Below are 25,928 nucleotides of genomic sequence, written 5' to 3'. Positions count from 1 at the left end.
GATGGAGAATCCGAAAATTTTACAACTGTGTGCAATTGATCGGACTGTCGATTCTTTTTTAAAACCTCTGATCGTCAAGTCGATGGAAGAAGGATACGAAGTCCACACAGCTTGCACTGACACGGGAAAATTCGAAGAACTTGAAGCCGAAGGGCTGCAAATGGCCGCTATTCCGATTGACCGCAGCATCCATCCGATTAAGAACGTGAAAACAATCATCCACCTTTACAAACTGATTAAAAAAGAGCAATACGACATTGTCCATGTCCATACGCCTGTCGCCGCGTTGCTCGGCCGAATTGCTGCAAAATTGGCTGGCACCAAACACATCATTTATACGGCCCATGGCTTTTATTTCCATGACGGAATGAAGAAAAATGAGTACCGTTTGTTTTTCGGTATTGAAAAATTTGCAGCGAAATGGTGGACCGATTGGCTGTTGTTGCAAAGCAGGGAAGATTACCAGCTCGCGTTAGACGAACGGTTTAAACTGACCGACCGGACCATCCACTTGAGCAACGGCGTTGATATTTGGAATAAATTCCATAAGGATCAAATTGCGCCAGAGGATTTGGAAACGGTTAAAAAAGAATTGGAGATTCAAGAAGGGGATGTCGTCTTTTCTTTTATCGGGCGCCTTGTTCAAGAAAAAGGCATTTTTGAACTGGTGGAAGCATTTAAACAGGCGGCAGAAGAACATCCAAATATCAAGCTGATTGTGATTGGCGGGTTGACCAAGACGGAGCGGGATCAAGAAAGCTATGGCAAATTGGTTGAACAAATGGAACATCCTGGAATTAAGGCTCTTGGATTTAGAGAAGACATTCCGCTATTGATGGCGTTATCGGATGCCTATATCCTGCCTTCTCACCGCGAAGGGCTGCCGCGATCGATTATTGAAGCAATGGCCATGGAGAAGCCGATCATTGCAACGGACATAAGAGGATGCCGGGAGCAAGTTTTCCCTTGGCAAAACGGGCTGCTTGTCGAAAAAGAAAACGCTGTCCAATTGGCTGAATCCATAAAGTTGCTGGCAAAAGATGAAGAATTGCGAACCAACTTTTCAAAGAAAAGCCGTGCAATTGCAGAAGAATTGTTTGATGAAGAGAAAGTATTGGAGAAACAGCTGGACTTGTTCCGCATGTTGACGGCCAAGCCGGCAGAGGTTGTCAAAAAACGGCGGGCTCCCATTACAAACTTTTCCATGCGAGCTGCAGAACTGGTTTTTGCAACATTGCTGCTATTTCTCTTATCGCCGATTTTCCTAGGTATTGCGCTTTTGATCAAGCTGGATTCGGCAGGACCGGTATTTTTTAAACAAGAAAGAGGAGGAGCCGGCGGACGCCATTTCCTTATTTATAAATTTAGGACAATGTACCACAATCACCCAAAAGGGGATCTGGATATTAAAGTATTGGCGACAGATGAACGGATCACGAAGATCGGTTACTTTCTCCGAAAAACCAGCTTGGATGAATTGCCGCAGCTATTCAATATTTTAAAAGGCGAAATGACGTTTGTCGGTCCGCGGCCAGCGTTAACCACACAGACTGACAATTACGATGACTATCAAAAACGCCGTTTGGCAGTGAAGCCGGGAGTAACGGGGCTTGCTCAAATCAATGGAAGAAATGCATTGTCATGGGAGGAAAAAATTGCTCTCGACATCGACTATGTTCAAAAAAAATGCCTGAAGTTTGATTTGTATATTTTGCTCCAAACGGCTTATGTAGTGCTGAAGTCCGAAGGCGTTTATGAAGATTCTTTAAAATAATTACGCAAGCTCAATAGGAAGAGAGGGAGAGTATGAATTTATTAATCTTGTGTGCCGGCCGGAGAGTAAAAATCGTTCAATATTTTAATAGGGAACTGGAAAAGTCCGATGGCTTGGTCTTTTCGACCGATATGGATATTTGTGCTCCTGCAATCTATTTTTCGAGCAAGTTTTTCCATGTATCCAAAATAGATGAGGAAAATTATGTGGACGATATTTTGCAAATTTGCATTGAACAGAAAGTAGATGCCTTGCTCTCGTTAATCGATCCGGAATTAGGATTAATCGCTTCGAACCGGGAGCGGTTTGAAGCGCATGGGATTTATCCGATCCTTTCTCCTTTGCCGATGGTTGAGATGAGTTTTGATAAATTCGCAATGCATCAATTTTTAATTGAACATGGGCTGCCCTCGGTTCCAACCTACGACAACTTGACGAAGGTAGAATCAGCGATTGGAAAAGGAGAAATTGCATATCCGCTAATTGCAAAGCCAGCTAATGGAAGCGCCAGCCTCGGCATTCAAAGCATTGAAGATGAAGCAAGTTTTTCGCATTTCCGGGAAAGCCCATTGCGGATGGTTTATCAGCCATTTTTTAAAGACAAAGAATACGGCGTGGATGTTTACGTGGACCTCTTAACTGGCGATCTAGTTGATTTGTTTATTAAAGAAAAGCTGTGCATGCGAGCCGGTGAAACCGATAAATCACGCTCTGTCCATAACCGGGAAATCGAGCAGCTCGTGTCCTCTTTGATTGCAAAAACTGATTTTAGAGGGCCAATTGATATTGATGTATTTGAACGCAATGGCCAGTTTTATATTTCTGAAGTTAATCCAAGGTTTGGGGGAGGCTATCCCCATGCCTATGAATGCGGGGTGAATTTCCCTCGGTACATTATTAATAATCTGAACGGCATTGCGAACCCTCCTTACGGTGGGTTTGCCTATAAAGAAGGGAAAATCATGATGAAGTACGATGATGTGATTTTAATATGAAAATAATCTCGTCAAATGGACTGCCTCATGAATCTTATCCAACGAATGAAGGAGCAAAAAATGAGTTTATTTTTTTATCAACTCCCCATATGACTGGGAATGAAATGCAGTATATCGCGGAAGCCTTTGAGACAAATTGGATTGCGCCATTAGGTCCGAATGTTGACCGGTTTGAAAAAGATTTGGCCACCTATATTGGAGCGAAAGGAGCTGCGGCTCTTTCCTCGGGAACAGCTGCCATCCATCTTGCACTTGAGCTGATCGGGGTCGGCAAAGGAGACCGGGTTTTTTGTTCAACGCTGACGTTTGTAGCAAGTGCCAATCCGATTCTTTATTGCAGAGCTGAACCGGTCTTTATTGATTCGGAAGAAGATACATGGAATATGTCGCCGCATGCGCTTAGAAAAGCATTGGAAAAGTCGGTGAGAGAAGGAAAAATTCCAAAGGCCGTCGTGGTGGTCAATTTATACGGGCAAATTGCAAAAATGGATGAGATTCTATCGATTTGCAACGAATACGATGTGCCCGTCGTAGAAGACGCAGCGGAATCGCTTGGTTCAACTTATAAAGGCAAAAAAAGCGGGACATTCGGGAAATTTGGGATTTTTTCTTTCAATGGCAATAAAATTATCACCACTTCTAGCGGTGGAATGCTGGTATCCAATGACGTGGAAGCGGTAGAACATGCCCGCTATCTCGCATCCCAAGCAAAAGATCCAGCCCCTCATTATGAGCACAGTGTACTCGGTTATAATTACCGGTTAAGCAATGTGTTGGCAGGCCTCGGACGGGCTCAATTGGAAGGGATAGAAGAACGCGTAACGGCAAGGCGCACCATTTTCAAACGCTATGAGCAAGCATTCAAGAGCCAGGCAGCCATTGGATTTCAGCCGGAACTGGAAGGCACGTTTTCGAATCGGTGGCTAACGGTCATCACGTTAAATCCAGAATCGACTTCCTTAAAACCAAACGAGCTTAAAGGTGAGCTTTTTGCGAAAAATATTGAATCGCGACATATATGGAAGCCATTGCATACCCAAAAACTTTTCAAAGACGTTTCATTTGTTTCCCATGAAGAAGAAGCTCCAATAAGCGAGCGGTTGTTTAAACAAGGACTATGTCTCCCTTCAAGTTCAAGCATGACAGTGGCGCAACAAGAGCGAGTGATCCAAACCATCGAGAACTTATTGTCCTAACTGAATTTGGCGGAGAAGACAATAGGAGGATGCGCTATGTATGAAGTGTTGAAACGGTTATTTGATGTCATCGTCTCCTTGGGCGTGCTCATTTTGCTGTCTCCGTTATGGGCCGCAATCGCGGTTATCATCAAAACCGATTCGGAAGGGCCGGTTTTATTTAAACAAAAGCGGGTTGGCAAAGACAATGCGCTATTTCAAATTTATAAATTCCGGACAATGGTCGTTCATACGCCTGATGTGGCTACGGATAAATTAGAGAATCCGAAAGATTATATTACCAAGTCCGGACATTGGCTAAGAAAGACGAGCCTTGATGAGCTTCCTCAATTGATCAATATTTTGGGTGGGGAAATGTCATTTGTCGGGCCGCGGCCTGCACTTTATAACCAGTATGAATTGATTCGAATGCGCGAAGAAATGGGCATCCACAAATTGGTTCCTGGATTGACTGGATATGCTCAAGTGAAAGGCCGTGATTTGATATCGGATTTTGAGAAAGTGTCTCACGACGGCTATTATGCAAGAAACAAATGCTTTCAGTTGGATATGGCTGTTCTTTTTTGGACGGTCAGATGCGTAGTGAAAGCAGAAGGCATACGAATGGATTTTTGAGGAGAAAGCCGTGCTATAGGAGCCGGCTTTTTTCTTTAGGCAGCCGAATGTCTAGTTTGCTGGCAGACTGGGTATAAGAGAATATAGAACAAAAGGAGGAGATGGCTGTGGAGATTCAAGCAGGCAAAGATTTGCTGAAAGACAAATACGGGAATTACTACATTATCTCGAATGCAACCGGCGATGAATTAACAGTCGTTAATGTCGCCGTCTATTATGCGTTTAATCAAACGCTGGACGCCAAGCTTCTTGAAAAAGTAGGGCAAAAATACCCGAACAAAGTGGCGATTGGCAAGTATATTGCAGACCTAGTGGAAGAGCATATCGAACGGCTGGAAAACTCAGAGACGGAAGGGAAAATTTATCCTTTTAAAGAAGTCCAAATGAAATACAAACTTCATGTCAAACCAATTTACGACAAGTCGTTGCACATTTAAATCAAGGCGCAAAAGCTTTTATGCTTTTGCGCCTTTTTGATGTAACTCTTAACCCTAAATTACGTCTACTTTGAAAAAGGAGCGGGTTCCGATGCGATTCTGGAAAGCGGGAAGTCTGGCTGGTTTGCTGGTGCTTGGCGCTTGTGGGATGAACGTTGCAGATGAAGGAGCAGCTGCTGCAGGTGAAAAGGCTGTTCAGCAAGCAAGTGAAGAGAAGGCGGAAAAAGAAACGTGCAACCGGGAAGTAGATGCTTTTGCTTTTTTCATGGCAGACGGGACGACGGCGCATTTTAAAGGTGAAGGCAACGAATTTGCAGAACTGGATATTCGGACAGTGTATTTGGAAGGCAACCACGTGGCGGTTTATGAAGACAACGGCGGAACGGTTATGCTGCGGGTCTATCACCTGGGCGAAGACCGGATCGAACTGGTGAAAGAAGAGCCAGAATTTTATGAAGAGTACACTCCTTCCCTAGAGGAATTGGAGGCATTAACACCAATTTCCACCTATTTGGAATTCCCGATGAAAAAGGGCGATGTGGTAAACAACCGAACCATCGTAGATCTGAAAGCGGATGTTGAAACGCCATACAAAACGTTTAAACATGCCGTCGTTTTTGAAGAAAAAACGGAAAGCGGCATCAACCGTTCGTATTTTGTGGAAGGGTTTGGCGAAGTGAAACGCGAATTCATCATGGAAACGGACGATGGCCCGTTCACTGTTACATCCAGCCTGGAATCGATTGAATGACATCAACACCCCCGCGCTTAATTGTACGGGGGTGTTCTGCATCTTCTAATAAAAGATGCGGCTCTTCTAGAAATAGTGTAAGCTATTGTCAAGATTAGCGATAAAGGATTGAGGAGAATGAAACAAACAGTAACTGCGAAAGATGTTGCGAAACTTGCGGGCGTTTCCCAGTCATCGGTATCACGTGTATATTTTGAAGGAGCAGCGGTTACGGAAAAGACAAGAAAAAAAGTCTTGGCAGCGGCAGAACAGCTTGGTTACCGCCCAAATGAATTTGCCCGAAGTTTGATTACGAACCGGACCAAAATCATCGGTTTAGTGATGAAAGGTGTTCAAAATCCGTTTTATCCTCAAGTGCTAAAGCAATTTACATTGGCATTTAAGGAGTTTGGTTATAGTGTGTTGTTCGTCCATACGAATAACGACGAAATTCAAAATGAAGATATTGAAACTTTGTTAAACTACAACGTGGCAGGAGTCATCATAACCGACGCTACGATGTCTTTGGCTGTAGCGGAAACGTTCAAACAAAACAAAATACCGTTAGTCTTTTTCAATCGGAAATTAACGAGTGAAGATTTTTACTCGGTTTGCTGCAATAATTTAGCAGCGAGCCGCAGCATTGCGAAATTTCTTCTTTCAAAAGGTGTTTCGGAACTGGCGTATATTGCCGGAAACAGTAACACGTCTACCAGTTTGGAGAGGGAAAAGGGCTTTAGCGAAATTCTTGAAAATTATCCGGTTTCTTACGAAAAATATTCAGCTGATTACACGTATGAAGGCGGCTACGATACAACAATCCAGCTCATTAACGAAAAACGTTTGCCGTCCGCGTTTTTTGTAGCGAACGACATCATGGCGCTTGGCGTTATGGACGCTCTTCGGAAAAATGCGTTCAGCATTCCGGAAGACATCAAAGTAATTGGGTTTGACAACATCGAAATGGCTTCTTGGCCAACGTACCAATTAACCACGTGGGAGCAGCCAATAAAAGAAATGGTTGAAGTGACTGTCCGCTATTTACTGGACGAAATCAACGATTACACGGGATTGGCGCAAAATGTAGAACTGGCCGGCGAATTAGTGGAGCGGCAATCAACATAGATAAGGGTTGACATTAAGGAATAATTCGAATATTCTTTGAGTTAGCGTGATGTTTTGCATACGTATTCAAAATTTGGAGGGGATTTAAATGGTGAAAGTTTTAAAAGCTGGAAAGTCTCAAGAAGAAGTAAGCGCCAACGATTCGAAAGTGTCGCAAATTGTTTCGGATGCTTTGAAAGATGTGGAAACAAAAGGCGATCAAGCCGTACGCGAGCTTTCCGAGAAGTTTGATAAATGGGCTCCTGAAGCCTTCCGTTTGTCTGATGCGGAAATAAATGAAATCGTTTCCAAAGTGCCGGACGATGTCATCGAGGATATCAAGTTTGCCCAAAACAATATCCGTAAATTTGCGGAAGCTCAACTTGCTTCGTTGAACGATGTGGAAGTTGAACACATTCCTGGCGTCATTCTTGGCCATAAAAACATTCCTGTCAACAGCGTAGGCTGCTACATTCCAGGGGGCCGCTATCCAATGGTAGCTTCAGCGCATATGAGCGTTTTAACTGCAAAAGTCGCTGGCGTTAAACGTGTAATCGCTTGCACGCCGCCGATCAACGGCGAAATTCCAAATGCAACGATCGCAGCCATGTTCCTAGCTGGTGCTGATGAAATCTACTTGCTTGGCGGAATCCAGGCAATGGCAGCGATGGCGATTGGAACGGAAACAATTGAAGCGGTGGATATGATTGTTGGACCAGGGAACGCATTTGTTGCTGAAGCTAAACGTCAACTTTACGGCCGTGTCGGAATCGACTTGTTTGCGGGTCCGACTGAAACATTAGTGGTAGCGGACCATACAGCAGATGCGGAAATGATTGCGACTGACCTTCTTGGACAAGGCGAACACGGACCTACTTCTCCTGGAGCGTTGATTACCACTTCTGAGCAATTGGCTGAAGAAACGGTGAAAGAAATTGAACGCCAGCTTGAAACGCTGCCGACTGCAGATGTCGCTCGAGTATCGTGGGCTGACTACGGGCAAATACTGCTTGTTGATTCGATTGAAGAAGCGCGCATTGAAGCGGATCGCTTAGCATTCGAACACGTTGAAATTTTAACGGAAGACCCGAACTACTTCCTGGAAAACATGACAAATTACGGCTGCTTGTTCTTAGGGCCTGAAACAAACGTGGCATACGGCGACAAAGTCATCGGAACAAACCATACATTGCCGACAAAAGGGGCTGCACGATATACTGGCGGACTTTGGGTGGGCAAATTTATCAAAACGGTCACGTACCAAAAGGTAACGACTCCAGAAGCCAGCGCTTATATCGGCGAATACGCAGCGCGCCTTTGCCAATTGGAAAACTTCGCGGGCCATGCTGAACAAGCACTTCTCCGTGTAAGACGCTATGGGAAAAAACAAACTACGTAAGAACTATTATAATGAAACAGTGGAATGGCTCCATTCCACTGTTTCATTCACTACATAAACTTCCTTATGGAGGATATAAAAGTAAGCGTTTTCTTAGAAAATGATCTTATTCCTTAGTTTAAGTGCAAAAAATTATTTTATGGGGTATTGGAGGGTTTTTATGTTAGGCATGATCGGGTTGTTTGGTGGTTTGGCATTATTGATTTATTTGACGATGAAGGGCATGAACCTTTTGATTGCAGCGCCGATTACGGCTTTATTAGTGGCCTTGCTGAATGGCTTGCCTGTTTTTCCGCAATTGGCGGGGGAAGGCGCAGCTAACTTTTTAACAAATTACATGACAGGATTTACCGGGTTCATCGCATCTTGGTATTTAATGTTCTTGACCGGTGCGATTTTCGGTAAAGTAATGGAAGACAGCGGCGCTGCTGACAGTGTATCCAAATGGATCGTCAGCAAAATTGGGATGAAACGCGCAGCGCTGGCCGTGGTCCTAGCATGTGCGGTCTTAACATACGGCGGTGTGAGTTTGTTCGTTGTTGCCTTCTCGGTTTATCCGATGGCGCTTAGCTTGTTCAAGCAAGCGGACCTTCCGAGAAGATTTATTCCGGCAGCTCTCGCTTTCGGTTCCACTACGTTCACGATGACGTCAGCGGGATCTCCGGAAATCCAAAACTGGATTCCGATTGAATTCTTAAACACTACACCATACGCTGGCTGGGAAGTCAGTGCGATTGTCGCAGTCTTCATGATGGTCTTCGGCTACTGGTGGCTGAAGAAAATGATCAACAAAGCGATGAAAAATGGCGAGCGATTTGTAGCTAGAGAGTCAGATGTGACTGGCGAAGCGCGAAAAGAATTGCCGAATCCGCTTCTTAGCATGATTCCTTTGCTAATTGTATTAATCATTTCGTATATTTTCCATGATTCTCTCGGAACTTCCGCTTTGATTATTGCATTGAGCGGCGGGATTCTCGCCACTTATTTGATCAATCGGAGATTTTTCCGAAACATTGGCCATGCGTTCAGCGAAGGGGCATTAGGTGCCGTGATCGCGATTGCTAATACCGCTGCAGTTGTTGGATTTGGCGGAGTAGTCAGAGCGACGCCAGCATTTGAATCGGCAGTAGGCGTAATGACCGGTATTCCGGGAAGCCCGCTCATTGGCGGAGCATTAGCGGTTGCGGTCATTGCGGGGCTTACCGGTTCATCTTCAGGCGGGCAAGCAATTGCCTTGCCGCTTCTTGCACCGCATTACTTGGACATGGGCGTGAACGCGGAAGCCTTGCACAGAACCGTTGCCATTTCTTCCGGTTCACTCGATTCTTTGCCGCAAGGTGGATATGTTGTGACAACGATCCGTTCAATTGCCGGAGAAACTCATAAAGACGCTTATCCAGCGTTTGGAGCATTAACTGTTGTGGTGCCATTTATTGGCGCAGCGTTGGCAGTCATCTTGTTCTCACTCGGAGTAGGCATATAAGTAAATCAAATGCCCAACAAACCTGGCTTTTTGTGGTTGTTGGGCATTTCTCGTTATACATACTAATTTTGAAGAGGTGGAACGTATGGAAAAGTTATCAATTATTGGAGCAGGAACGATGGGCCATTCAATTGCGTTGTCGGCAGCTTGGGCAGGGAAGCATGTGAACGTTTATGGCATCAATGAACAAGACGTTGAAAATGCAGATAGAGGTTTAATGAATAAACTTAAGGTGATGGCAGACAGCGGCTTGTTTACGGCAAGCGAAACCGAGAAGATTCGAGGCAACATTCGATTTTCTATAGTTCTTGAAGAAGTGATTGCGGATTCGACATTTATAATTGAAGTGATTCCGGAAGTGCTTGAAATGAAACGGGAAATGTACAAAAAAATCGAACATCTCGTGGGGGAAGACGTCGTCATCGCGAGCAACACGTCCGGCTTCAAGCCGAGTCTTTTGGCGAAAGAAATGACGCATCCGAACCGATTTGTCGTGACGCATTTTTGGAATCCGGGCCACTTGATTCCGTTGGTGGAAGTGGTTAAAGGCGAATACACCGATGACGAAACGGTGCGGCGCGCGATGCACGTATTGGCAGAGATGAAGAAAAAACCGATTTTATTGAATAAAGAGATCCCCGGATTTATCGGCAACCGTTTACAGTATGCGTTGTTCCGCGAAGCGCAAGCTTTGCTGGATGCCGGCGCTGCTACGAAAGAAGACATCGACGCTGCGGTAACATATAGCATCGGACGCCGTTTGCCGATAACCGGACCATTAATGACGGCCGATATGGGTGGGCTTGATGTGTTCTCGGCCATTTCGAATTATTTGTTCGAAGACTTGAGCACCGATCAGCGTTCTGGCGAAACCTTGACACGCCTTGTGGAAGAAAAGAAATTTGGAGATAAAAGCGGTGAAGGGTTTTATCATTGGGACAAAGCAGTTTCAGAAAAATTGAACGCTGAACGCGAGCAAATCTTGATCCACTTCCTGAAAAATGATTTGAAAGCAAATGGGGAGGGTACAGAATGACTGCCTACTTCTCAGAATTGGAAGGAAAGACTGTGATCGTTACTGGCGGAAGCAAAGGCATTGGCAAGGACATTGCAGAAACCTTTGCAAAACTGAAAGCCAACGTCGTGATTTCAGGGCGAGACGAAGCAACGCTAAATAAAACCTTAGATGAATTGAAAAGGTTCAACAGCAATTGCATCGCGTTTGCTGGAGATTTAAGCGATATAGAACAAGTGAAACGCATGGTGGAGGAAGCGGCTGCTGCTTTTGGAACGATTGATGTATTGATTAACAATGCAGGAGTCAATATCGCAAAACCAGCCATGGAAGTGACGGAAGAAGATTGGGATACGGTCTTGGACTTGAATTTGAAGACCGCTTTTTTTGCGAGCCAAGCGGCTGCGAAATACATGCTTGAGCAAAAAAGCGGACGCATCATCAACATCGCTTCGCAAATGGCGTTTGTCGGCTATGTAAAACGGGCGGCTTATTGCTCGAGCAAAGGCGGCTTGGTCCAACTGACAAAAGCGTTGGCCGTTGAATGGGCGTCTCATGGCATTCGCGTAAATGCCGTGGCTCCGACATTTGTGGAAACGGAATTTACGGCAGCAATGTTTGAAGACACGGCTTTCAAAAAAGATGTAGAAAGCCGCATTTTATTGGATGGCTTGTCAAAGCCGGAAGACACTACAGGCGCCGTATTGTATTTGGCATCAAACTTGGCGAACTTCGTTACCGGCGAAACCATTCGAGTGGACGGCGGCTGGACGGCTATATGATAGAGGAGGATAACGGAATGGAAGGAAAAGTATTGTTTATTACAGGAGCTGCCCGTGGGATCGGGTTTGATATTGCAACAGCCTTTTCTGAAGCGGGTGCGAAAGTGGTCATTTCCGATTTGGCGCAAGACACAGTGAGTGATGCGGTTAGCCGGCTTTCGGGTGAAGCTTCGGGCATCGTTTGCGATGTGACAAAAGAAGAAGACATCGAACGGGCGATTGAGTTTACCATAGAAAAATACGGCCGCATTGATTTTTTGGTGAATAATGCAGGCATGCAGCACGTGTCATTTATTGAAGAGTTTCCGACAGAGAAATTTGAATTGATGATCAAAATTATGTTGACGGCTCCTTTTGTAGCAATCAAACACGCGTTGCCGCATATGAAAAAACAAGGTTTCGGCCGAATCATTAATATGGCTTCCATTAACGGGGTCATTGGCTTTGCCGGAAAAGCGGCCTACAATTCCGCTAAACATGGCTTGATCGGGTTGACTAAAGTAGCTGCCCTTGAATCGGCAGCTCACGGCATTACGGTCAACGCCATTTGCCCAGGCTATGTCGACACACAGCTCGTGCGCAATCAGTTTGCGGATTTAGCCAAAACGCGCAATATCGAACTTGAGCAAGTGCTGGAGGAAGTTTTGTATCCATTGGTTCCGCAAAAACGCTTGCTCGATGTAAAAGAAATCACCGATCTAACGCTTTATATCGCCAGCGAATCCGCTAAAGGGATGACCGGGCAAGCCGTTATATTGGATGGCGGCTATACGGCGCAATAAAGGGAGAATTGAAGAAGAATACAAAAAAGAGCCCATTTCACTTGATTTAAAAAGGGCTCTGAGCTTGTAGACGAAAGAATTTTTATCGAAATTAGGAAGTAGTTATACAAGCATAGCATTGGAATTCCGAATCCTGCGCTTCAGCCGGACGCTTGCCGCGGGCTCGCGCCGAACTAACTCGGACGGATGCCCGAGTGGATTTCGGCACTTCGCTATCCCGCAGGCGTCGCCGGCTTACGCTTCGGATTCTACGTGTAGAAGGAATAAGAAGCGACAACCTTCTTTTTTTGCAGGTGATCGGTTATTTTCATTAAATGTCTTGCCACAAATTCGAAGCGACGCCCCAACCGGACCAGCCACGGAGACTCCTGTGGGAGCAGCGAAGCGACACGAGCCAAAGACCATGGAGCGAGCCTTGGCGAGTGAAGCGGCTAAGGCCGTGCCCACGGAAAGCGCAGTGGCCGGTTCGGTTGGGGTTATTCATCCCTATCCATTAATGCTGGAATTTTTCTATAGCCTGAGAGCCCATTTCACTTGATAGAGTGAAATGGGCTCTTTTTTCAATCAAACAAGAATTTCTTTTGATAAGTCGACGATGTATTTTAATTTATTCCATTGCTGTTCTTCAGTCAGCAAATTGCCGTGGTGGGTGGAAGCGAATCCGCATTGCGGCGATAAGCAAATTTGCTCGAGCGGCACAAATTGTGCAGCGTCTGCAACACGTTTTTTGATCACTTCTTTGTCTTCCAGTTCACCGTGTTTAGAAGTGAATACACCGAGCACCACTTTTGCGCCGCCTTTTGGAATGTGGTCGAGCGGTTGGAAGCTTCCGGAGCGTTCGTCGTCATATTCCAAAAAGAAGCCATTGACGTTTTCTTTGGCAAACAGCGTCGGCGCAATCAACGCATAGCTTCCTTCAAATGCCCAGTCTGACTTATAGTTGCCGCGGCATAGGTGAGTGGTCACGTATAAATCTTCCGGTTTTCCGTCCAAAACGCCATTTGCTACGCGCAGCGCCAAATCGATTAAAAATTCGCGTGGGTAGCGTTTGTCATTGAACGGAATGTCAGGCGACGAAAGGCCAGCGATGTAAACATCGTCCAGTTGGATATAGCGGGCCCCAGCATCATAAAACGTTTGAAGGGCGTCGCGATATGCTTGAATCACATCTTGCGCATACACTTCGATATCAGGATACAAGTTCACATCGCGAATGCCTTCATTGAAAAATTGGTTCGGGCTTGGAATCGTCAGTTTTGGAACTGCACGGCCTGCGACAATTTCTTTGAATTCGATAAAGTCTTTGACAAATGGATGATTCGGATTAAACGAGATTTTTCCGATATTGCGCACATCATATGCTTCGGTCTCGCCGTGTTTAAATTTATACCCAGTTTCCGGAGTATAGCCTTCAAAGCCTTCAATATGAGACATAAAATCGGTATGCCAAAACGTGCGGCGGAATTCGCCATCGGTAACGGCTTGAAGCCCAACTTCGATTTGCTTGTCGACAATGCGCTTGATTTCAGTTGTTTCAACTTCGCGCAATTGTTCAGCCGTGATCGTGCCGTCTTTAAATTCTTGGCGCGCTTTATGTATCGATTCTGGGCGGAGCAGACTGCCGACATGGTCAGCTTTAAATGGTGCTTGGACAGTGGTAATGGACATAGTAAATTCCTTCTTTCTTTTTCTGATTTCAACAAAAAACAGGGACTATCTTCAATAAAGAAGAAAGTCCCTGTTACGGAAAGCGTTCTTCTCATCTTTTAGGCAAATCGCCTATTGGAATTAGCACCGTACCTAAACAGGCGGTTGCTGAGACATCGCAGGGCCAAATCCCTCCGTCTCTCTTGATAAGAAACTAGCTATGTAATTGTTTTTGCTGCATGTTATTTAGCTTAGAGTATTTTACAAAGAAGTGCAAGGGGAAAAGTTGAAATAGTAGGGAAATTTGGCGAAATAAAAGCGGCTTTGGGTTTTGACTAAAGCCGCTTTTGATATAAGGTGTATATGAGCTTTAGAAAATAGAGGTTAAATCAAAACCAATGCTTGTTCCGAACATTTCTCGAGGAACAATTCGGTTTCTTCCGTTCCACGCATATCCATTCCCGCCAAAAGCTCCTGGATTCGCTTTACCATTGCGTGTCCTATTCCTTCTCCTTGATAAGAAGGGTTTACCGACAAGTGGTGGATGGTAAAATGGCCATTCGCCATTTCAACTCCGATCAATCCGATGATCGCTTCGCTTTCTTTCCAAAAAAACAATTGCCAATCCGGATTTGTTTGATATAGCTGCATGGTAGCCCGAAGCTTTTTCAGCTCGCGTTCTTTCGGCATGAAAGACAACAATCCCATGGCAATTTTTTCACAAGACTTTTTATATCGTACCAACATAATTATACGTTCATCTCCATCTTAAGAGGTCTTTATCCAGCTGTTCATCTAACCAATACAGAATATTCCCCGTACATAAATTTATAAACATAAAGCGTGAAATAAAACATGGGCTGCTTAATTGTGCATTAAGCTCGGATTGAAAGGGATCTGAATCGTTTGGCAATAAGGGCATTTCGTGTAAGCTTTTTGTTTTTCAAGTTGTTCGATGTAGTTCTCGCAGTCAATAAATTCCCTTTTTTCCGCCGGTGTGCCTAAAAAACCACATCGATCTCCCGCAAACTGTCTTTTATGAATCCGTTTTTTCTGATGATCGACAAAGTAATTCAAGGAGACCCCATCCTTTCTTACTAAAATATAAAAAGCCGAAAAGAAGCCCTCGAGACGAGATTCTTTTCGGCTTTGTTAACAGCTCTATAGTCTGTAACATTACACCAAATGTTGCACTTTCTATTTAAGAATAGGCTTAAAAAATATTTTAAATATTGACTGCTTTTATAAAAACTAAATCGGAAACGCTATTGTTTTCCTAATACCTTTATAATAGTTGATTTTTATTAAAAAGTACATATAATTATCTAAATATTTAATAAAATTATAAAGGATCTAAAATCTACTTACCATTCGTAAGCAAAATACATGTATTAAAATGGAAAAATCGCTACAATGAAATGGACAAGGAGTGAAAAGAATATGCCAACAAAGAAATACGAAAATATCCCGTTATCCGTGCTGGACTTAGCACCGGTAAATGAAGGCAGCAATGCCACAGAATCGTTTAAAAACAGTGTCGAATTGGCGCAGCATGTCGAAAAGTGGGGGTTCACGCGCTACTGGCTTGCTGAACACCACAATATGCCAGGCATTGCGAGTTCTGCTACATCGGTCTTGATTGGCCATATTGCTGGAGCGACTGAAACCTTACGGGTCGGATCTGGCGGCATCATGCTGCCAAACCATGCGCCGCTTGTGATTGCAGAACAGTTCGGGACACTTGAAAGCTTGTATCCCGACCGCATCGACCTTGGGCTTGGGCGAGCTCCGGGGAGTGATCAAGCGACTGCGTATGCACTTCGCCGGACGCTGCAAAGCAGCGGAGATGATTTTCCGGAGCATGTAGCGGAACTGGAACAATATTTTTCCGAAAATCCGACAAGCCGAGTTCGGGCTTATCCGGGAACCGGTTTGAAAGTGCCTCTTTGGCTTTTGGGATCTAGCGGCTTTAGTGCGCAGCTAGCAGCATTTAAAGGGTTGCCGTTTTCATTTGCCAGCCACTTTGCCCCTGATTTTACAATGCAGGCCCTGCAGTTATACCACCAGAACTTTAAGCCGTCGGCGGCCTTAAAAGAGCCGTATGCGATGGTCGGCGTCAACGTAATTGCGGCAGATTCGCAAGAACGGGCAGAATGGCTCGCGACTTCCCAACAGCAGCAAATGTTTGCGTTGATGAGAGGCATGCCTACCCAGCTGAAAGCACCAATCGACCGGTTAGAAGACGAGTGGAGCGATCGGGAAATCGCCATCTTCCGCGAGAAACTCGATACCGAATCGATGATTGTCGGTACACCTGATGTCGTCCGTGAAAAATTGCGGAACTTCATCTTGAAGACAAGAGCCAACGAAGTCATTATCAATTCACAAATTTTCCATCAAGAAGACCGGCTGCGCTCATATGAAATTGTTGCAGATCTGATGGAATAGAAAAAATCCCGTTCAATTGTGAACGGGATTTTTTTCAGTGAAAAACACCTCTTGATACAAGAGGTGTCTAATAAATTAGTGAAGATCCTTTGTTTTGGCTTCTTCACGCTGAACTTCTTCAAGAATATCGTCATCCTCATACGGTGCATATTCAGGTCCGCCTTCACCAATCATATTAACTGCTGCCATGTAATCTTCATCCAGTTGCCGAACAACATCTTTCGGAACTACACGGGCGCGATCCACTTTCAACTACCTCCTTCTTTTGGCTGTGGAAAATGAGGGCGATATTCTCTTTCTACATCTATTATACAGAGTTTTCAGTTTTCTTGATAGCATTCGTACTTATCGTGCTGGTTATTTTTAATAGAAGCTTTAGAAAAAAAGAAAACCTGTAAAAGTGTCAGCTTTTACAGGTTTTATTGATTCTCTGCTGCTTTTGAATTCAAGCTCATCGTTTCGAAAAAGACGGAAGGGGAAGCGGCGTTCCATTCTTTAGACGTCTCATCCTTTGTACGCTCCGGCAAGATGCTGTAGGCCAATTGGGTGCGGGGATCATCCGTCACCGGCAGTTTCACGAACGGACCAGCAGGAGTCAGCCAGTTTAATTGTTCATTTCGATTGGCTGTAGCGAATTCGATCCACTTGTCTTCATCAGCTTCAGTTGCAAAAAAAGGATTTTCTGAAATCATTGTCCAAGACTGGGCCGTATGTTTAGGCGGCAGCCAAAAATTCTTTTTGAGTACATCTTCTTCAAATGTAAGAGCAGGAATCTCATGGCGCAATTCGAGGACAGGTGTACCGATGTCCAGTGGAATCGTCCGTGAAACGTAAATATTGCCTTGAAGAAGTTGGTTATTGCTAGCTGTTAGTGTGCCAAAAGGATTAACGGTTGGATCCAAGCGATAAGCTTCTTCTGCGACGCTCGCTACCGGCACTGGATTCCACGACTTCAAACTTTTGGCATCCATACCTTTGGCATCCAAAGATAAAACATAAGGCATCCAGCTCGTGTTCTTCACTTCTTCAAACAAAACCGAGACGCCATTTTCAAGCGTCCGTTCGACAAGCGTATAGGAACCAAGTGTTAACCCAAACAAAGATATGCTTTGTTTATGAACGACATCCGTAGCATTTTGCGTTATCTCCGGTTTTTCTAGCGTGAAAAACGTCGGCTTTACGATTGCCAGCGATAAGCCGTCGCTTGTATAGACTTCTTGCTCATTTTTCAAAAACATCATGCCTGCTAATAAAATCAACACCATGAAAAATACGACCGATACCAATATTACTGCTTTTCTAAACACGTTTTCACCTCAGCTGTTTTGTTGCTAAACTTTCTACATTATAACATGAGCAAGTATGAGGGATAGGCGGGAGTTATGTGCAAGAAATGAACAATCTTTCAGGAAACAAAAAAGACGCCCGAAGGCATCTTTTTACAAAACTTTTTCGAGAAAATCTCGCGCACGTTCTGTTTTAGGATTGTTGAAAAATTCTACCGGATCTCCGTCTTCGACCAAAACGCCGTGGTCGAGGAATATGACCCGATCTGCCACTTCACGGGCAAAGCCCATTTCATGGGTAACGACAGCCATCGTCATGCCGGATTTCGCCAAGTCTTTAATAACATCAAGTACTTCTTTGACCATTTCCGGATCGAGTGCCGAAGTCGGTTCATCAAACAGCATCAGCTCGGGTTCCATCGCAAGTGCGCGTGCAATGGCGACCCGCTGTTTTTGGCCGCCGGACAGGCTGCTTGGATAGGCTTTTTCTTTTTCGGCCAACCCTACGCGCTTCAACAAAGCTCGTGCTTTTTCTTCAGCAGCCGCTTTTTTTTCGCCTTTTACTTTCATAGGCGCATACGTTAAATTTTCCAGAACGGTCATATGCGGGAATAAGTGAAAATGCTGGAACACCATGCCGATTTGCTGACGGATTTTTTGGTTATCTTTATTGGTTTCCATCAAATTTTGGCCGCTGATTAAAATTGTCCCGGAAGTCGGCGTTTCCAGCAAATTTAAGCACCGAAGAAATGTGGATTTGCCGGAACCCGATGGCCCAATAATCGATACTACTTGGCCTTTGTTGATTTCGGTTGAGATATTTTTCAAGACTTCGTGCTTGCCAAAGCTTTTGTGCAAGTTTTCCACTTTAATCACTTTTTTTCAGCCTCCGTTCGAACATTCTCCCCAGTACAGTTAATCCCATAACGAGGCACCAATAGATGAGGCCGACAAAAAGCAACGGTTCAAAGTTGCGGAACAAATCGGCTCCAACTACTTGTGCACGGCGCATTAAGTCCAAATAGCCAATGGTCGAAACAATGGCGGATTCTTTCGTTAATGTGATAAATTCATTCATTAGGGCTGGCAAGATATTTTTCAACGCCTGCGGCAAAATGATGTCTTTCATCATCGCCCGGTATGGAATCCCGAGCGCGTGGGCCGCTTCCATCTGCCCTTTGTCGACAGCTTGAATTCCGGCACGGATAATTTCCGAAATATAAGCGGAAGAGTTTAACCCGAACGCTAAAATAGCGGCCAAAAATGCTGTAATGTTATAGCCGGTCAATTGCGGGATCGCGTAATAAATGATCATTAGCTGTAAGATAAGCGGCGTCCCACGGAATACCGAAGTATATGCATCGGCAAACCATCGCAGCGGCTTGTTGTGGCTAATTTTGCAAAGCGCCAATAGAGTCCCGAGAATGGCCCCTAAAATAATGGCAAAGAATACGAATTTTAATGTAACCCATATTCCTTGCAGAATAAATGGAATGTACGGCACCATTTGCGAGAAATCCAAATTCATAGTTTACATCTCTCTTCCAATAATTATAATTTTTTATTATTCGGCTTGTTCGCCAGTTAACCATTTGTCTTTCATTTTTTGAAGATCGCCATTTTCTTCTGCTTTTTTTAAAACTTCGTTAACGTCATCCACTAAGTCGCTGCCTTTAGGGAAAGCAACGGCCATGCCTGGTGAACTTGTAGTTGGATCGTCAAAGCTCGTCAAGTCCTGTGCTTTCACATATCCTTCACCAGCTGCTTTATCCATGTAAACGGCATCGACGCGGCTGCTGAGAAGTTCTTGGATGAGAGCACCGGATTCGTCGAGCGCTTTGATTTCATAGTTAATGCCTTCAGCTTCTTTGATTTCGTTCGCGCCTTCTTCTTGGATCGAGCCTAGCTGGACGCCAAGCACTTTGCCTTCCAAATCTTCTAATGTTTTAATTGGCGAGTCTTTTGTGGTGATGAAAATTTCTCCAGAACGGTTGTATTCAGTTGAAAAGTCGACGTTTTGTTTTCTTTCTTCAGTTGCGGACATGCCAGAAAGCACCATGTCAATGCGTTTGTTTTGAAGCGCCCCAATGAGCCCGTCAAATTTCATATCGTTGATTTTCAATTCGTAGCCCAGTTCGTCAGCAATATAGTTGGCAAGATCGATATCAAAACCTTCAAAATCGCCCGATGGATTGCGCGATTCAAATGGAGCGAAATCAGCGGATGTGCCCATTTCCAATACTTTGTCATCTTTAGAACCGCCCGATTCTCCAGAAGGGGTTGCGGAATCGCTGCCACATGCTCCTAAAAATAAAGCCACTGAAGCGGCCATTGCCAAAAATGCATTGCTTTTTTTCATGTTAAGTTCCTCCAATGTTTTTTTTTGGATATTTATTCGTTAAAGTGAATTTTAACAGACGCTTTTATATTTGTGAATACTCCTTCCGCATGTTTATAATTAATTATGTTTTCAATCAATTAAACTGTCAACTGTAGAATATAAAAAGAACTCATTTCATTGGTATATGGGCTAAATAAACAAGATAATTCATTTTTAATATAGTAAAAGGCGTTGCCTTATCAGCAACGCCTTTAAATGATCTTAAAGTAGAGTGTGTATAATTATTCAGTTCAAAGATGCATAAAGACCGTGGGTGTTACCAAGGAAAATCAAAAATAGGGAAGGTTTCAAACAATGGACCTTTCTTAAAGGATTTCCCAATGCCTTTGTTTCGCAACCGTTAGAAGTTTCGGTTCTGGGCGGACAGCAACTGGATGGCCAACAAGTTCCAGAACGGGAAGGTCGGAAAAGCTGTCTCCATAAGCATAGCTGTTTTTCCAATCGATTTCTTGCCCTTTCAAGGCGGCTTTTATTTTCTCGGTTTTTAGCTTGCCTTGAATATGGGAAAGAGGCGCTTTATGGTTCAAAACGTTATTTTTATAAGGAATTTCTGTGCCGATAATGGTTTCGATCGGTATTTCTTTGGTGACCGCCCGAAGAAGGGGCGTGAATGCTCCGGATACGAGCATGACGTAGTCTTGGTCAGCAACGTGCTTTTTCAAGCGCTCCATGACGTTCGGGTTCATGTCTTCATGCATTTTCTCCGCAATTTCGCTGAAATAACTTTCCAACTCGGGACGGGAAAACGTTTCGAGGGCAGCTAAATATGCTTCGACTGATCGGGCGCGCATTTTCTTTACGGGATAAATTTTAAGTTTACTGCCGATGTAGGAAGGAATAATGGCGCGGTAAAACTGTCGGTAGCGGGCGCTATGCACCGGGTGTTTTTTCAAATGGTCCATCATCAACTGAAAAGTTTCTTTTGAATACAAAGTTCCATCAAAATCAAATATGGCAACGCGCATGGAATCACTCCGGTTCTTGAAAATTGGTTAGTTCTATCATAGCCGAAAGGATGCGTCCCTTCTAGTGATAGCTGCTAAGGTTTACTCTGCTTCTTGCGCTGGGTATAGAGGAGAAAACAAGTGAAAGACGCTAATAGGAGGGTTTTGGATGCAAAAACAACGAATTACGGTCGGTTACGTGGAACTGACAAGTGAAGAATCAGATCGCTTATTTGACGAAGTGACAAAAGATAAACAAGTTGAGAATTACGGTGATTTGCAACTGTTAATGAATGACTTTGACTCTCGGATCGTGGAACCGGAAACAAAACCGCTCGCAGACATACTCGATGCTAAAGAAGCACCGACGGAAGAACAAACTAAAGGCGAGCGCTACATTGAAATCTTCAACAAACTCGAAGAAGATACTCGCTACCGCATTAAATCTTCCAACCAAGAATGATCCAACCCGCACAAGCCGCTGCTTGTGCGGGTTTTGTTTTGTGGCGAGAATAAGGGGACGCAAGTAAATGCCGAGGAGCGCATACGTTTCTTAGGAGAGCAGGTTCATTTTTCAACTTACTTGAGCATTTATTTGCGAAAAATGATTGCTCTTTACGTTAACGTCAATGATAAACTGAAACCAATTAAAAAGAGAAGGCAGGGAGCAAGCGATGAAGACGATTCGGGAAGTGGCGGTGGAGTTCGGCATGACGGCGCGGACAATCCGTTATTACGAAGAGCTGGGAATGCTGAAGCCTGAACGCACCGGCACAAAGCAACGTTTGTATGCGAATAGCGAACTTGCCAAATTGAAACTGATCGAGCGCGGCAAGCAGTACGGGTTTACGCTGGAAGAAATTAAAGAAATGGTGCTGCTGTTTGATGCCGACCGTTCCGGTGAAAAGCAATTGGAGCGGACCATTGAATACGGCACGAAGCAAATAAGTGCTATGGAACAGAAAATCTGCGAACTCGAGGCGATGAAGGCGGAAATGAAAGAACTGCTCGACGACTTTACAAAACGGTTAAGTGATTTGAAAGCAAACAAACCATAAAAAGGGGTGGGCAAAATGGTTCAAGTAAAAGGGGAGAAAACAAGTGCTAAGCGCAATTTTTTTCAAGGCGACCAAACGCTGCAATTGATCTTGAAAGAACGGTTAGCTGGGGAAATGCTTAATTATGCAGACCGGGAGCTGGCAGCATTCGGAGAACTTTGTGCCAATGAAATCGACGAACGTGCCCGCCATACCGACAGAGAAGGTGCACCGAAACTTGAAAAATACGACCGGTTTGGTGACGACGTTTCGCACGTCTGGGTCAACAAAGGCTATAAGAAAACGGTGGAAGAAACGTACCGGACTGGTATTGTTGGCTATATCCATAAAGATATTCCTGAACTAGGGAAGAGAGGCAATTACATTTACAGTTTCGCACAAGGCTATTTATTATCTCAGACGGAACCTGGGTTTTATTGCCCGGTAACGCTGACGATGGCAACGGCTTATTTGTTGGATCATTTTGCGGACGAGAAACTCAAAGCGCGATTCCTGCCTCACATTTGCGCAACCGGCGATGTGGAGCTGTTCGAAGGGGCGACGTTTTTGACGGAGCGGCAAGGCGGCTCGGATGTCGGCGCGAATGTTGTGCAGGCGGTAAAAGACGGAGAGCATTACCGGCTGTATGGGGAAAAATATTTCGCGTCAAATGCGGGCATGGCCGGAGTTGCGATGGTGCTGGCGAGGATTGAAGGAGCACCTTTAGGGTCGAAAGGATTGACGCTGTTTGCCGTACCATGGCGCTTAAACGGAAAATTGAACAACATCAAAATCCGCCGATTGAAGGACAAATTGGGTGTGCGCGCGGTGCCGTCAGGCGAAGTGGAGTTTGAAGGAGCGCTCGCCTATGTGGTGAGAAATCCCGCAAACGGTTTGAAATACATGATGGAAGCACTCAATTTGTCGCGAATTTGCAATGCCGTCGCATCCATCGGCATCATGAAACGAGCGTTGACGGAAGCTGCCGAGTATGCGGAGCGCCGAGGTGCATTCGGCAAACGTTTGGTGGAATTTCCAATGGTCCAAGATAGCTTGATGAAAATGCGCGCTAAACAGGAAGTGGAAACGGCTGCGGTTTTTGACCTCGTTGCGTTATACGACCGGGTAACAAAAGGCGAGGCGACGCCGGAAGAAACTGTGCTGAGCCGCTTGCTTATCGCCATTTTGAAAAAAGAAACTGCTGAACAAGCCATCCATTTTTCCCACGAAGCGATTGAAATGCACGGCGGCAATGGCTATATCGAAGATTTTGTCACGCCACGCCTGCTGCGCGACGCCCAAGTATTGACCGTTTGGGAAGGAACGGCGAATATCCTCGGCCTCGAATTGGTCCGGCTCGTCAATAAATTCAACGCGCATCACGTGTTTCTTGGACATGTGGCTGAGCGATTAGGCAAGCTTAAAGCAAATGAGCAAGTGGCGTTTATCCATGAGAAAGCTAATAGCTTGCAGCTTGAATTAGAAGCATTTGCAGCAAGCGATGCAGATATGCAGGCATTTGATGCCAAGCAGCTGATGCAAAAAATGGCGTGGCTGTTCGAAAGCGTCATTGCGCTTGAGTGGGCAGAAAAATACGGCGAGAAGTATACGGCGCTTGCGGAAGTGTTTATTGAAACCGCGTGGACTGCCCGGAAGACTGGCGGCGAAATGACCACCGTAAAACATTTTGATCTCATCATGCAAAACACCCGCTCATGAGCGGGTGTTTTTACTTATGAGTGTTTTGCTGCACATCACCTCAAAATCTGTCTCGCTTCCGCCACATCAAAAAGCGGCAGCTGGCAAACGGAATGTTCGCAAATATAAGCAGCGAATGGCCGGTCGGCGTGGATTCGGCTATCTGTCATTGCGGCAGTTTCAGGAGCAGCATCTTTTTTGGCCTCCAGCCACACATCAAACGGACGGAACGACGTGCGGAGAAACTCGAACAGCTGCTGTTTGGCAGATGGATCTGCACCGCTGATAACGATTTCCTTGCCGCCGGCCTCAAACGCCATGCGGGCAACGAGCAGCGTCAAGACGGCTGAAGGGTAGCGGACGGCTTCATCTGCAAAAGAAGACATCGCTTGGTCGGCTTTTTGCAGCAAGCTGTTGTCGCCGGTCAGTTTCGCAAGGCGCCACAATTGAAGAATTGCGATTCCGTTGCCGGAAGGCATGGCACTGTCAATGATAGATTTGTCCCGGACGATGAGCGATTCCGTGTCTTTGTCGGTAAAGAAAAAACCGAAATGCTCTTCGTCGGCAAAGCGTTCAAACAGCAAGTCCGCTAGCAGACAGGCTTTTTGGATATGGGAAGCATTTCCAGTAGCTAAATGCAATTCCAAATGGCCCGCCAGCAGATGGGCGTAATCGTCGAGATACCCAAAATGCTTTGCCTCGCCGCCGCGGAACCGGGCGTATAGCTGACCTTCTAGCCACAATTCCCGGTCGATAAACGCGGCTGCTTTTTCGGCCAGTCTAATAAACCTCGGTTCTTGGAAAGCGGCGCCGGCTTTAGCCAAAGCGGCAATGCACATGCCGTTCCAGGAAGTAAGAATCTTGTCATCCAAATGGGGGTATTCACGTTCTTTCCGTTCAGACAGCAACAAAAAGCGGCATTCTTCAAGCTGCTGCTCGAGTTCATCCAAAGTTAAACCGTATTTTTCGGCAATGACGGGTTTATTCGTTCCGATCAAGTTCGGGATGTTGTCGCCTTCAAAATTCCCTTGCCGGGTGATATTGTGCACTTCGTTGTAAAGCACGGCCTTTTCGCCTAATAACGATTCGATTTCCAAATCGGACCACACGTAATAGGTGCCTTCTTCTCCTTCGGAATCAGCATCGATCGCGGAATAAAACCCGCCATCCGGATGCAGCATCTCTCGCTCCAAAAACTCAATCGTGTCGTAGACGATTTTTTTGTAGCGGGCATTCGGTTCAATCAGATGCATTTCGGTATAGACTTTGAGTAGCTGGGCTTGGTCGTATAGCATTTTTTCGAAATGGGGAACGAGCCAAATGGGATCGGTCGAGTAGCGCGCAAAGCCGTAGCCGATATGGTCATAAATTCCGCCGTCTGCGATGGAGTCGAGCGTTTTCTTGACCATATCAAACGCTTTTGGTTCATTGGCCAGTTGGAAATAGCGCAATAAATAAAGCAGCTGGCTCGGCGTCGGAAATTTTGGAGCTGCGCCAAACCCGCCGAATTCGGCATCAAATTCGCCTTCGAGTATAGAGTAGGCGTGCTTTAAAACATCAAATGGAATTGCGTTTTGAGAGCTGGAGTTGTCGGGCTGCAAAGCAGCAGTCAATTTTCCAGCGATGTCCGAAATTTTTTCACTGTCGTTTTTGTACACATGGATCAGCTGCGGAAGCACATCCATCATACCTGGCCGACCATATTTTCCGGTTTTTGGAAAATACGTTCCGGCGTAAAACGGTTTTTGCTCCGGCGTCAAAAAAACATTCAATGGCCATCCGCCTTCACCGGTCAGCATTTGGCAAATATTCATGTAAATCGAGTCGATATCCGGGCGCTCTTCCCGGTCGACTTTTATGGCTATGAAATAATTGTTCAAAAGCGCCGCAACTTCCGTGTCTTCAAACGATTCATGTTCCATCACATGGCACCAATGGCAAGTGCTGTAGCCGATGGATAAAAACACAGGCTTGTTTTCGCGCGCTGCGCGTTCAAAAGCAGCCGCTCCCCATGGATACCAGTTCACCGGATTGGATTCGTGCTGCAAAAGATATGGAGACTTTTCCTGCGTAAGCCAGTTTTTTTCGGCGCTCGGACGCGCATCGACGAGCGGGTCTTTCTCAGGAATGTTCATTTGATCAATCCACCTTTTTA

The 25,928-nt window shown here is 45.2% G+C and carries 25 protein-coding genes and 1 riboswitch; of the genes, 16 read left to right on the top strand and 9 right to left on the bottom strand.

Annotation, left to right across the window (positions count from 1 at the left end; genetic code table 11):
* The first annotated feature begins 1 nt into the window (after position 1).
* The 12 genes from ACRRQV_RS06475 (at position 2) to ACRRQV_RS06420 (ending at position 12,312) form a co-directional block, all read left to right on the top strand.
* Positions 2-1,774, top strand: a complete 1,773-nt coding sequence (locus ACRRQV_RS06475) for a sugar transferase (RefSeq protein ID WP_432528875.1) — start codon at positions 2-4, stop codon at positions 1,772-1,774.
* A gap of 32 nt (positions 1,775-1,806) precedes the next feature.
* Entirely contained in the window at positions 1,807-2,769 is a 963-nt protein-coding gene (locus ACRRQV_RS06470; RefSeq protein WP_432528873.1) for an ATP-grasp domain-containing protein, read from the top strand.
* Positions 2,770-2,858: 89 nt separating this feature from the next.
* Positions 2,859-3,965 carry a DegT/DnrJ/EryC1/StrS family aminotransferase gene (locus ACRRQV_RS06465; protein ID WP_432528871.1) on the top strand — a complete coding sequence of 369 codons (1,107 nt, stop codon included), beginning with the start codon at positions 2,859-2,861 and terminating at the stop codon, positions 3,963-3,965.
* Positions 3,966-4,001: 36 nt separating this feature from the next.
* A complete protein-coding gene (locus ACRRQV_RS06460; RefSeq protein WP_432528869.1) occupies positions 4,002-4,580 on the top strand; it encodes a sugar transferase in 579 nt (192 codons plus the stop codon).
* Between the two features lie 101 nt (positions 4,581-4,681).
* Positions 4,682-5,017, top strand: a complete 336-nt coding sequence (locus tag ACRRQV_RS06455; protein ID WP_432528867.1) for a hypothetical protein — start codon at positions 4,682-4,684, stop codon at positions 5,015-5,017.
* Between the two features lie 91 nt (positions 5,018-5,108).
* The gene (locus ACRRQV_RS06450; protein WP_432528865.1) at positions 5,109-5,768 is read left to right on the top strand and encodes a hypothetical protein; all 660 of its coding nucleotides are present in this window, start codon (positions 5,109-5,111) and stop codon (positions 5,766-5,768) included.
* Between the two features lie 117 nt (positions 5,769-5,885).
* Entirely contained in the window at positions 5,886-6,872 is a 987-nt protein-coding gene (locus ACRRQV_RS06445) for a LacI family DNA-binding transcriptional regulator (RefSeq protein WP_432528863.1), read from the top strand.
* Positions 6,873-6,960: 88 nt separating this feature from the next.
* A complete protein-coding gene (gene hisD / locus ACRRQV_RS06440) occupies positions 6,961-8,250 on the top strand; it encodes a histidinol dehydrogenase (protein ID WP_432528861.1) in 1,290 nt (429 codons plus the stop codon).
* A 160-nt stretch (positions 8,251-8,410) separates the two neighbouring features.
* Positions 8,411-9,733 carry a GntP family permease gene (locus ACRRQV_RS06435; RefSeq protein ID WP_432528859.1) on the top strand — a complete coding sequence of 441 codons (1,323 nt, stop codon included), beginning with the start codon at positions 8,411-8,413 and terminating at the stop codon, positions 9,731-9,733.
* Between the two features lie 85 nt (positions 9,734-9,818).
* Positions 9,819-10,769 (top strand): 3-hydroxyacyl-CoA dehydrogenase family protein, encoded by a 951-nt coding sequence (locus tag ACRRQV_RS06430; protein WP_432528857.1) that lies wholly within the window; start codon positions 9,819-9,821, stop codon positions 10,767-10,769.
* Positions 10,766-11,530, top strand: a complete 765-nt coding sequence (locus ACRRQV_RS06425; protein ID WP_432528855.1) for an SDR family NAD(P)-dependent oxidoreductase — start codon at positions 10,766-10,768, stop codon at positions 11,528-11,530. Before ACRRQV_RS06430 ends, ACRRQV_RS06425 begins: the two co-directional genes overlap by 4 nt.
* A 17-nt stretch (positions 11,531-11,547) precedes the next feature.
* Positions 11,548-12,312 carry a 3-hydroxybutyrate dehydrogenase gene (locus tag ACRRQV_RS06420; protein ID WP_432528853.1) on the top strand — a complete coding sequence of 255 codons (765 nt, stop codon included), beginning with the start codon at positions 11,548-11,550 and terminating at the stop codon, positions 12,310-12,312.
* 564 nt (positions 12,313-12,876) lie between these two features.
* Here ACRRQV_RS06420 and ACRRQV_RS06415 read toward each other — a convergent pair.
* The gene (locus ACRRQV_RS06415) at positions 12,877-13,980 is read right to left on the bottom strand and encodes a 5-methyltetrahydropteroyltriglutamate--homocysteine S-methyltransferase (RefSeq protein ID WP_432528851.1); all 1,104 of its coding nucleotides are present in this window, start codon (positions 13,978-13,980) and stop codon (positions 12,877-12,879) included.
* Between the two features lie 88 nt (positions 13,981-14,068).
* Positions 14,069-14,172, bottom strand: a riboswitch (SAM riboswitch).
* Between the two features lie 171 nt (positions 14,173-14,343).
* Positions 14,344-14,706, bottom strand: coding sequence for a GNAT family N-acetyltransferase (locus ACRRQV_RS06410; RefSeq protein ID WP_432528849.1), 363 nt, complete (start codon positions 14,704-14,706; stop codon positions 14,344-14,346).
* 693 nt (positions 14,707-15,399) lie between these two features.
* Between ACRRQV_RS06410 and ACRRQV_RS06405 the strand changes: the two genes are divergently transcribed.
* On the top strand, positions 15,400-16,407 hold the full coding sequence (locus tag ACRRQV_RS06405; protein WP_432528847.1) for an LLM class flavin-dependent oxidoreductase: 1,008 nt from the start codon (positions 15,400-15,402) through the stop codon (positions 16,405-16,407).
* A 75-nt stretch (positions 16,408-16,482) separates the two neighbouring features.
* On the opposite strand, the gene ACRRQV_RS06400 is transcribed toward ACRRQV_RS06405, so the two are convergent.
* The 6 genes from ACRRQV_RS06400 to ACRRQV_RS06375 form a co-directional block, all read right to left on the bottom strand.
* Positions 16,483-16,659: a hypothetical protein gene (locus ACRRQV_RS06400; protein WP_432528845.1), complete on the bottom strand. Its 177-nt coding sequence runs from the start codon at positions 16,657-16,659 to the stop codon at positions 16,483-16,485.
* Between the two features lie 167 nt (positions 16,660-16,826).
* On the bottom strand, positions 16,827-17,714 hold the full coding sequence (locus ACRRQV_RS06395; RefSeq protein ID WP_432528843.1) for a hypothetical protein: 888 nt from the start codon (positions 17,712-17,714) through the stop codon (positions 16,827-16,829).
* A gap of 132 nt (positions 17,715-17,846) precedes the next feature.
* On the bottom strand, positions 17,847-18,569 hold the full coding sequence (locus ACRRQV_RS06390; protein WP_432528841.1) for an amino acid ABC transporter ATP-binding protein: 723 nt from the start codon (positions 18,567-18,569) through the stop codon (positions 17,847-17,849).
* Positions 18,562-19,221, bottom strand: coding sequence for an amino acid ABC transporter permease (locus tag ACRRQV_RS06385; protein ID WP_432528839.1), 660 nt, complete (start codon positions 19,219-19,221; stop codon positions 18,562-18,564). Before ACRRQV_RS06385 ends, ACRRQV_RS06390 begins: the two co-directional genes overlap by 8 nt.
* Positions 19,222-19,257: 36 nt before the next feature.
* The gene (locus ACRRQV_RS06380) at positions 19,258-20,052 is read right to left on the bottom strand and encodes a transporter substrate-binding domain-containing protein (protein WP_432528837.1); all 795 of its coding nucleotides are present in this window, start codon (positions 20,050-20,052) and stop codon (positions 19,258-19,260) included.
* Positions 20,053-20,399: 347 nt separating this feature from the next.
* On the bottom strand, positions 20,400-21,059 hold the full coding sequence (locus ACRRQV_RS06375) for an HAD family hydrolase (protein ID WP_432528835.1): 660 nt from the start codon (positions 21,057-21,059) through the stop codon (positions 20,400-20,402).
* A 148-nt stretch (positions 21,060-21,207) separates the two neighbouring features.
* Here ACRRQV_RS06375 and ACRRQV_RS06370 point away from each other — a divergent pair, with 148 nt between their 5' ends.
* The 3 genes from ACRRQV_RS06370 (at position 21,208) to ACRRQV_RS06360 (ending at position 23,794) form a co-directional block, all read left to right on the top strand.
* The gene (locus ACRRQV_RS06370; protein ID WP_432528833.1) at positions 21,208-21,501 is read left to right on the top strand and encodes a hypothetical protein; all 294 of its coding nucleotides are present in this window, start codon (positions 21,208-21,210) and stop codon (positions 21,499-21,501) included.
* Between the two features lie 211 nt (positions 21,502-21,712).
* Positions 21,713-22,096, top strand: a complete 384-nt coding sequence (locus ACRRQV_RS06365; RefSeq protein ID WP_432528831.1) for a MerR family transcriptional regulator — start codon at positions 21,713-21,715, stop codon at positions 22,094-22,096.
* 15 nt (positions 22,097-22,111) lie between these two features.
* Entirely contained in the window at positions 22,112-23,794 is a 1,683-nt protein-coding gene (locus ACRRQV_RS06360; RefSeq protein WP_432528829.1) for an acyl-CoA dehydrogenase family protein, read from the top strand.
* 35 nt (positions 23,795-23,829) lie between these two features.
* On the opposite strand, the gene ACRRQV_RS06355 is transcribed toward ACRRQV_RS06360, so the two are convergent.
* Positions 23,830-25,908 carry a thioredoxin domain-containing protein gene (locus ACRRQV_RS06355; RefSeq protein WP_432528827.1) on the bottom strand — a complete coding sequence of 693 codons (2,079 nt, stop codon included), beginning with the start codon at positions 25,906-25,908 and terminating at the stop codon, positions 23,830-23,832.
* Positions 25,909-25,928: the final 20 nt, after the last annotated feature.

Source organism: Planococcus sp. YIM B11945 (assembly GCF_050864155.1).
Lineage (GTDB): Bacteria > Bacillota > Bacilli > Bacillales_A > Planococcaceae > Planococcus.
The sequence above is the reverse complement of the archived record's forward strand: the minus strand, read 5'-3'. Positions and strand labels throughout refer to the sequence as shown.

Coding starts and splice junctions, on each gene's coding strand:
- ACRRQV_RS06475 (WP_432528875.1), top strand. CDS start 2: ATGGAGAATCCGAAAATTTTACAACTGTGTGCAATTGATCGGACTGTC.
- ACRRQV_RS06470 (WP_432528873.1), top strand. CDS start 1,807: ATGAATTTATTAATCTTGTGTGCCGGCCGGAGAGTAAAAATCGTTCAA.
- ACRRQV_RS06465 (WP_432528871.1), top strand. CDS start 2,859: ATGACTGGGAATGAAATGCAGTATATCGCGGAAGCCTTTGAGACAAAT.
- ACRRQV_RS06460 (WP_432528869.1), top strand. CDS start 4,002: ATGTATGAAGTGTTGAAACGGTTATTTGATGTCATCGTCTCCTTGGGC.
- ACRRQV_RS06455 (WP_432528867.1), top strand. CDS start 4,682: ATGGCTGTGGAGATTCAAGCAGGCAAAGATTTGCTGAAAGACAAATAC.
- ACRRQV_RS06450 (WP_432528865.1), top strand. CDS start 5,109: ATGCGATTCTGGAAAGCGGGAAGTCTGGCTGGTTTGCTGGTGCTTGGC.
- ACRRQV_RS06445 (WP_432528863.1), top strand. CDS start 5,886: ATGAAACAAACAGTAACTGCGAAAGATGTTGCGAAACTTGCGGGCGTT.
- hisD (WP_432528861.1), top strand. CDS start 6,961: ATGGTGAAAGTTTTAAAAGCTGGAAAGTCTCAAGAAGAAGTAAGCGCC.
- ACRRQV_RS06435 (WP_432528859.1), top strand. CDS start 8,411: ATGTTAGGCATGATCGGGTTGTTTGGTGGTTTGGCATTATTGATTTAT.
- ACRRQV_RS06430 (WP_432528857.1), top strand. CDS start 9,819: ATGGAAAAGTTATCAATTATTGGAGCAGGAACGATGGGCCATTCAATT.
- ACRRQV_RS06425 (WP_432528855.1), top strand. CDS start 10,766: ATGACTGCCTACTTCTCAGAATTGGAAGGAAAGACTGTGATCGTTACT.
- ACRRQV_RS06420 (WP_432528853.1), top strand. CDS start 11,548: ATGGAAGGAAAAGTATTGTTTATTACAGGAGCTGCCCGTGGGATCGGG.
- ACRRQV_RS06415 (WP_432528851.1), bottom strand. CDS start 13,980: ATGTCCATTACCACTGTCCAAGCACCATTTAAAGCTGACCATGTCGGC.
- ACRRQV_RS06410 (WP_432528849.1), bottom strand. CDS start 14,706: ATGTTGGTACGATATAAAAAGTCTTGTGAAAAAATTGCCATGGGATTG.
- ACRRQV_RS06405 (WP_432528847.1), top strand. CDS start 15,400: ATGCCAACAAAGAAATACGAAAATATCCCGTTATCCGTGCTGGACTTA.
- ACRRQV_RS06385 (WP_432528839.1), bottom strand. CDS start 19,221: ATGAATTTGGATTTCTCGCAAATGGTGCCGTACATTCCATTTATTCTG.
- ACRRQV_RS06380 (WP_432528837.1), bottom strand. CDS start 20,052: ATGAAAAAAAGCAATGCATTTTTGGCAATGGCCGCTTCAGTGGCTTTA.
- ACRRQV_RS06375 (WP_432528835.1), bottom strand. CDS start 21,059: ATGCGCGTTGCCATATTTGATTTTGATGGAACTTTGTATTCAAAAGAA.
- ACRRQV_RS06370 (WP_432528833.1), top strand. CDS start 21,208: ATGCAAAAACAACGAATTACGGTCGGTTACGTGGAACTGACAAGTGAA.
- ACRRQV_RS06365 (WP_432528831.1), top strand. CDS start 21,713: ATGAAGACGATTCGGGAAGTGGCGGTGGAGTTCGGCATGACGGCGCGG.
- ACRRQV_RS06360 (WP_432528829.1), top strand. CDS start 22,112: ATGGTTCAAGTAAAAGGGGAGAAAACAAGTGCTAAGCGCAATTTTTTT.
- ACRRQV_RS06355 (WP_432528827.1), bottom strand. CDS start 25,908: ATGAACATTCCTGAGAAAGACCCGCTCGTCGATGCGCGTCCGAGCGCC.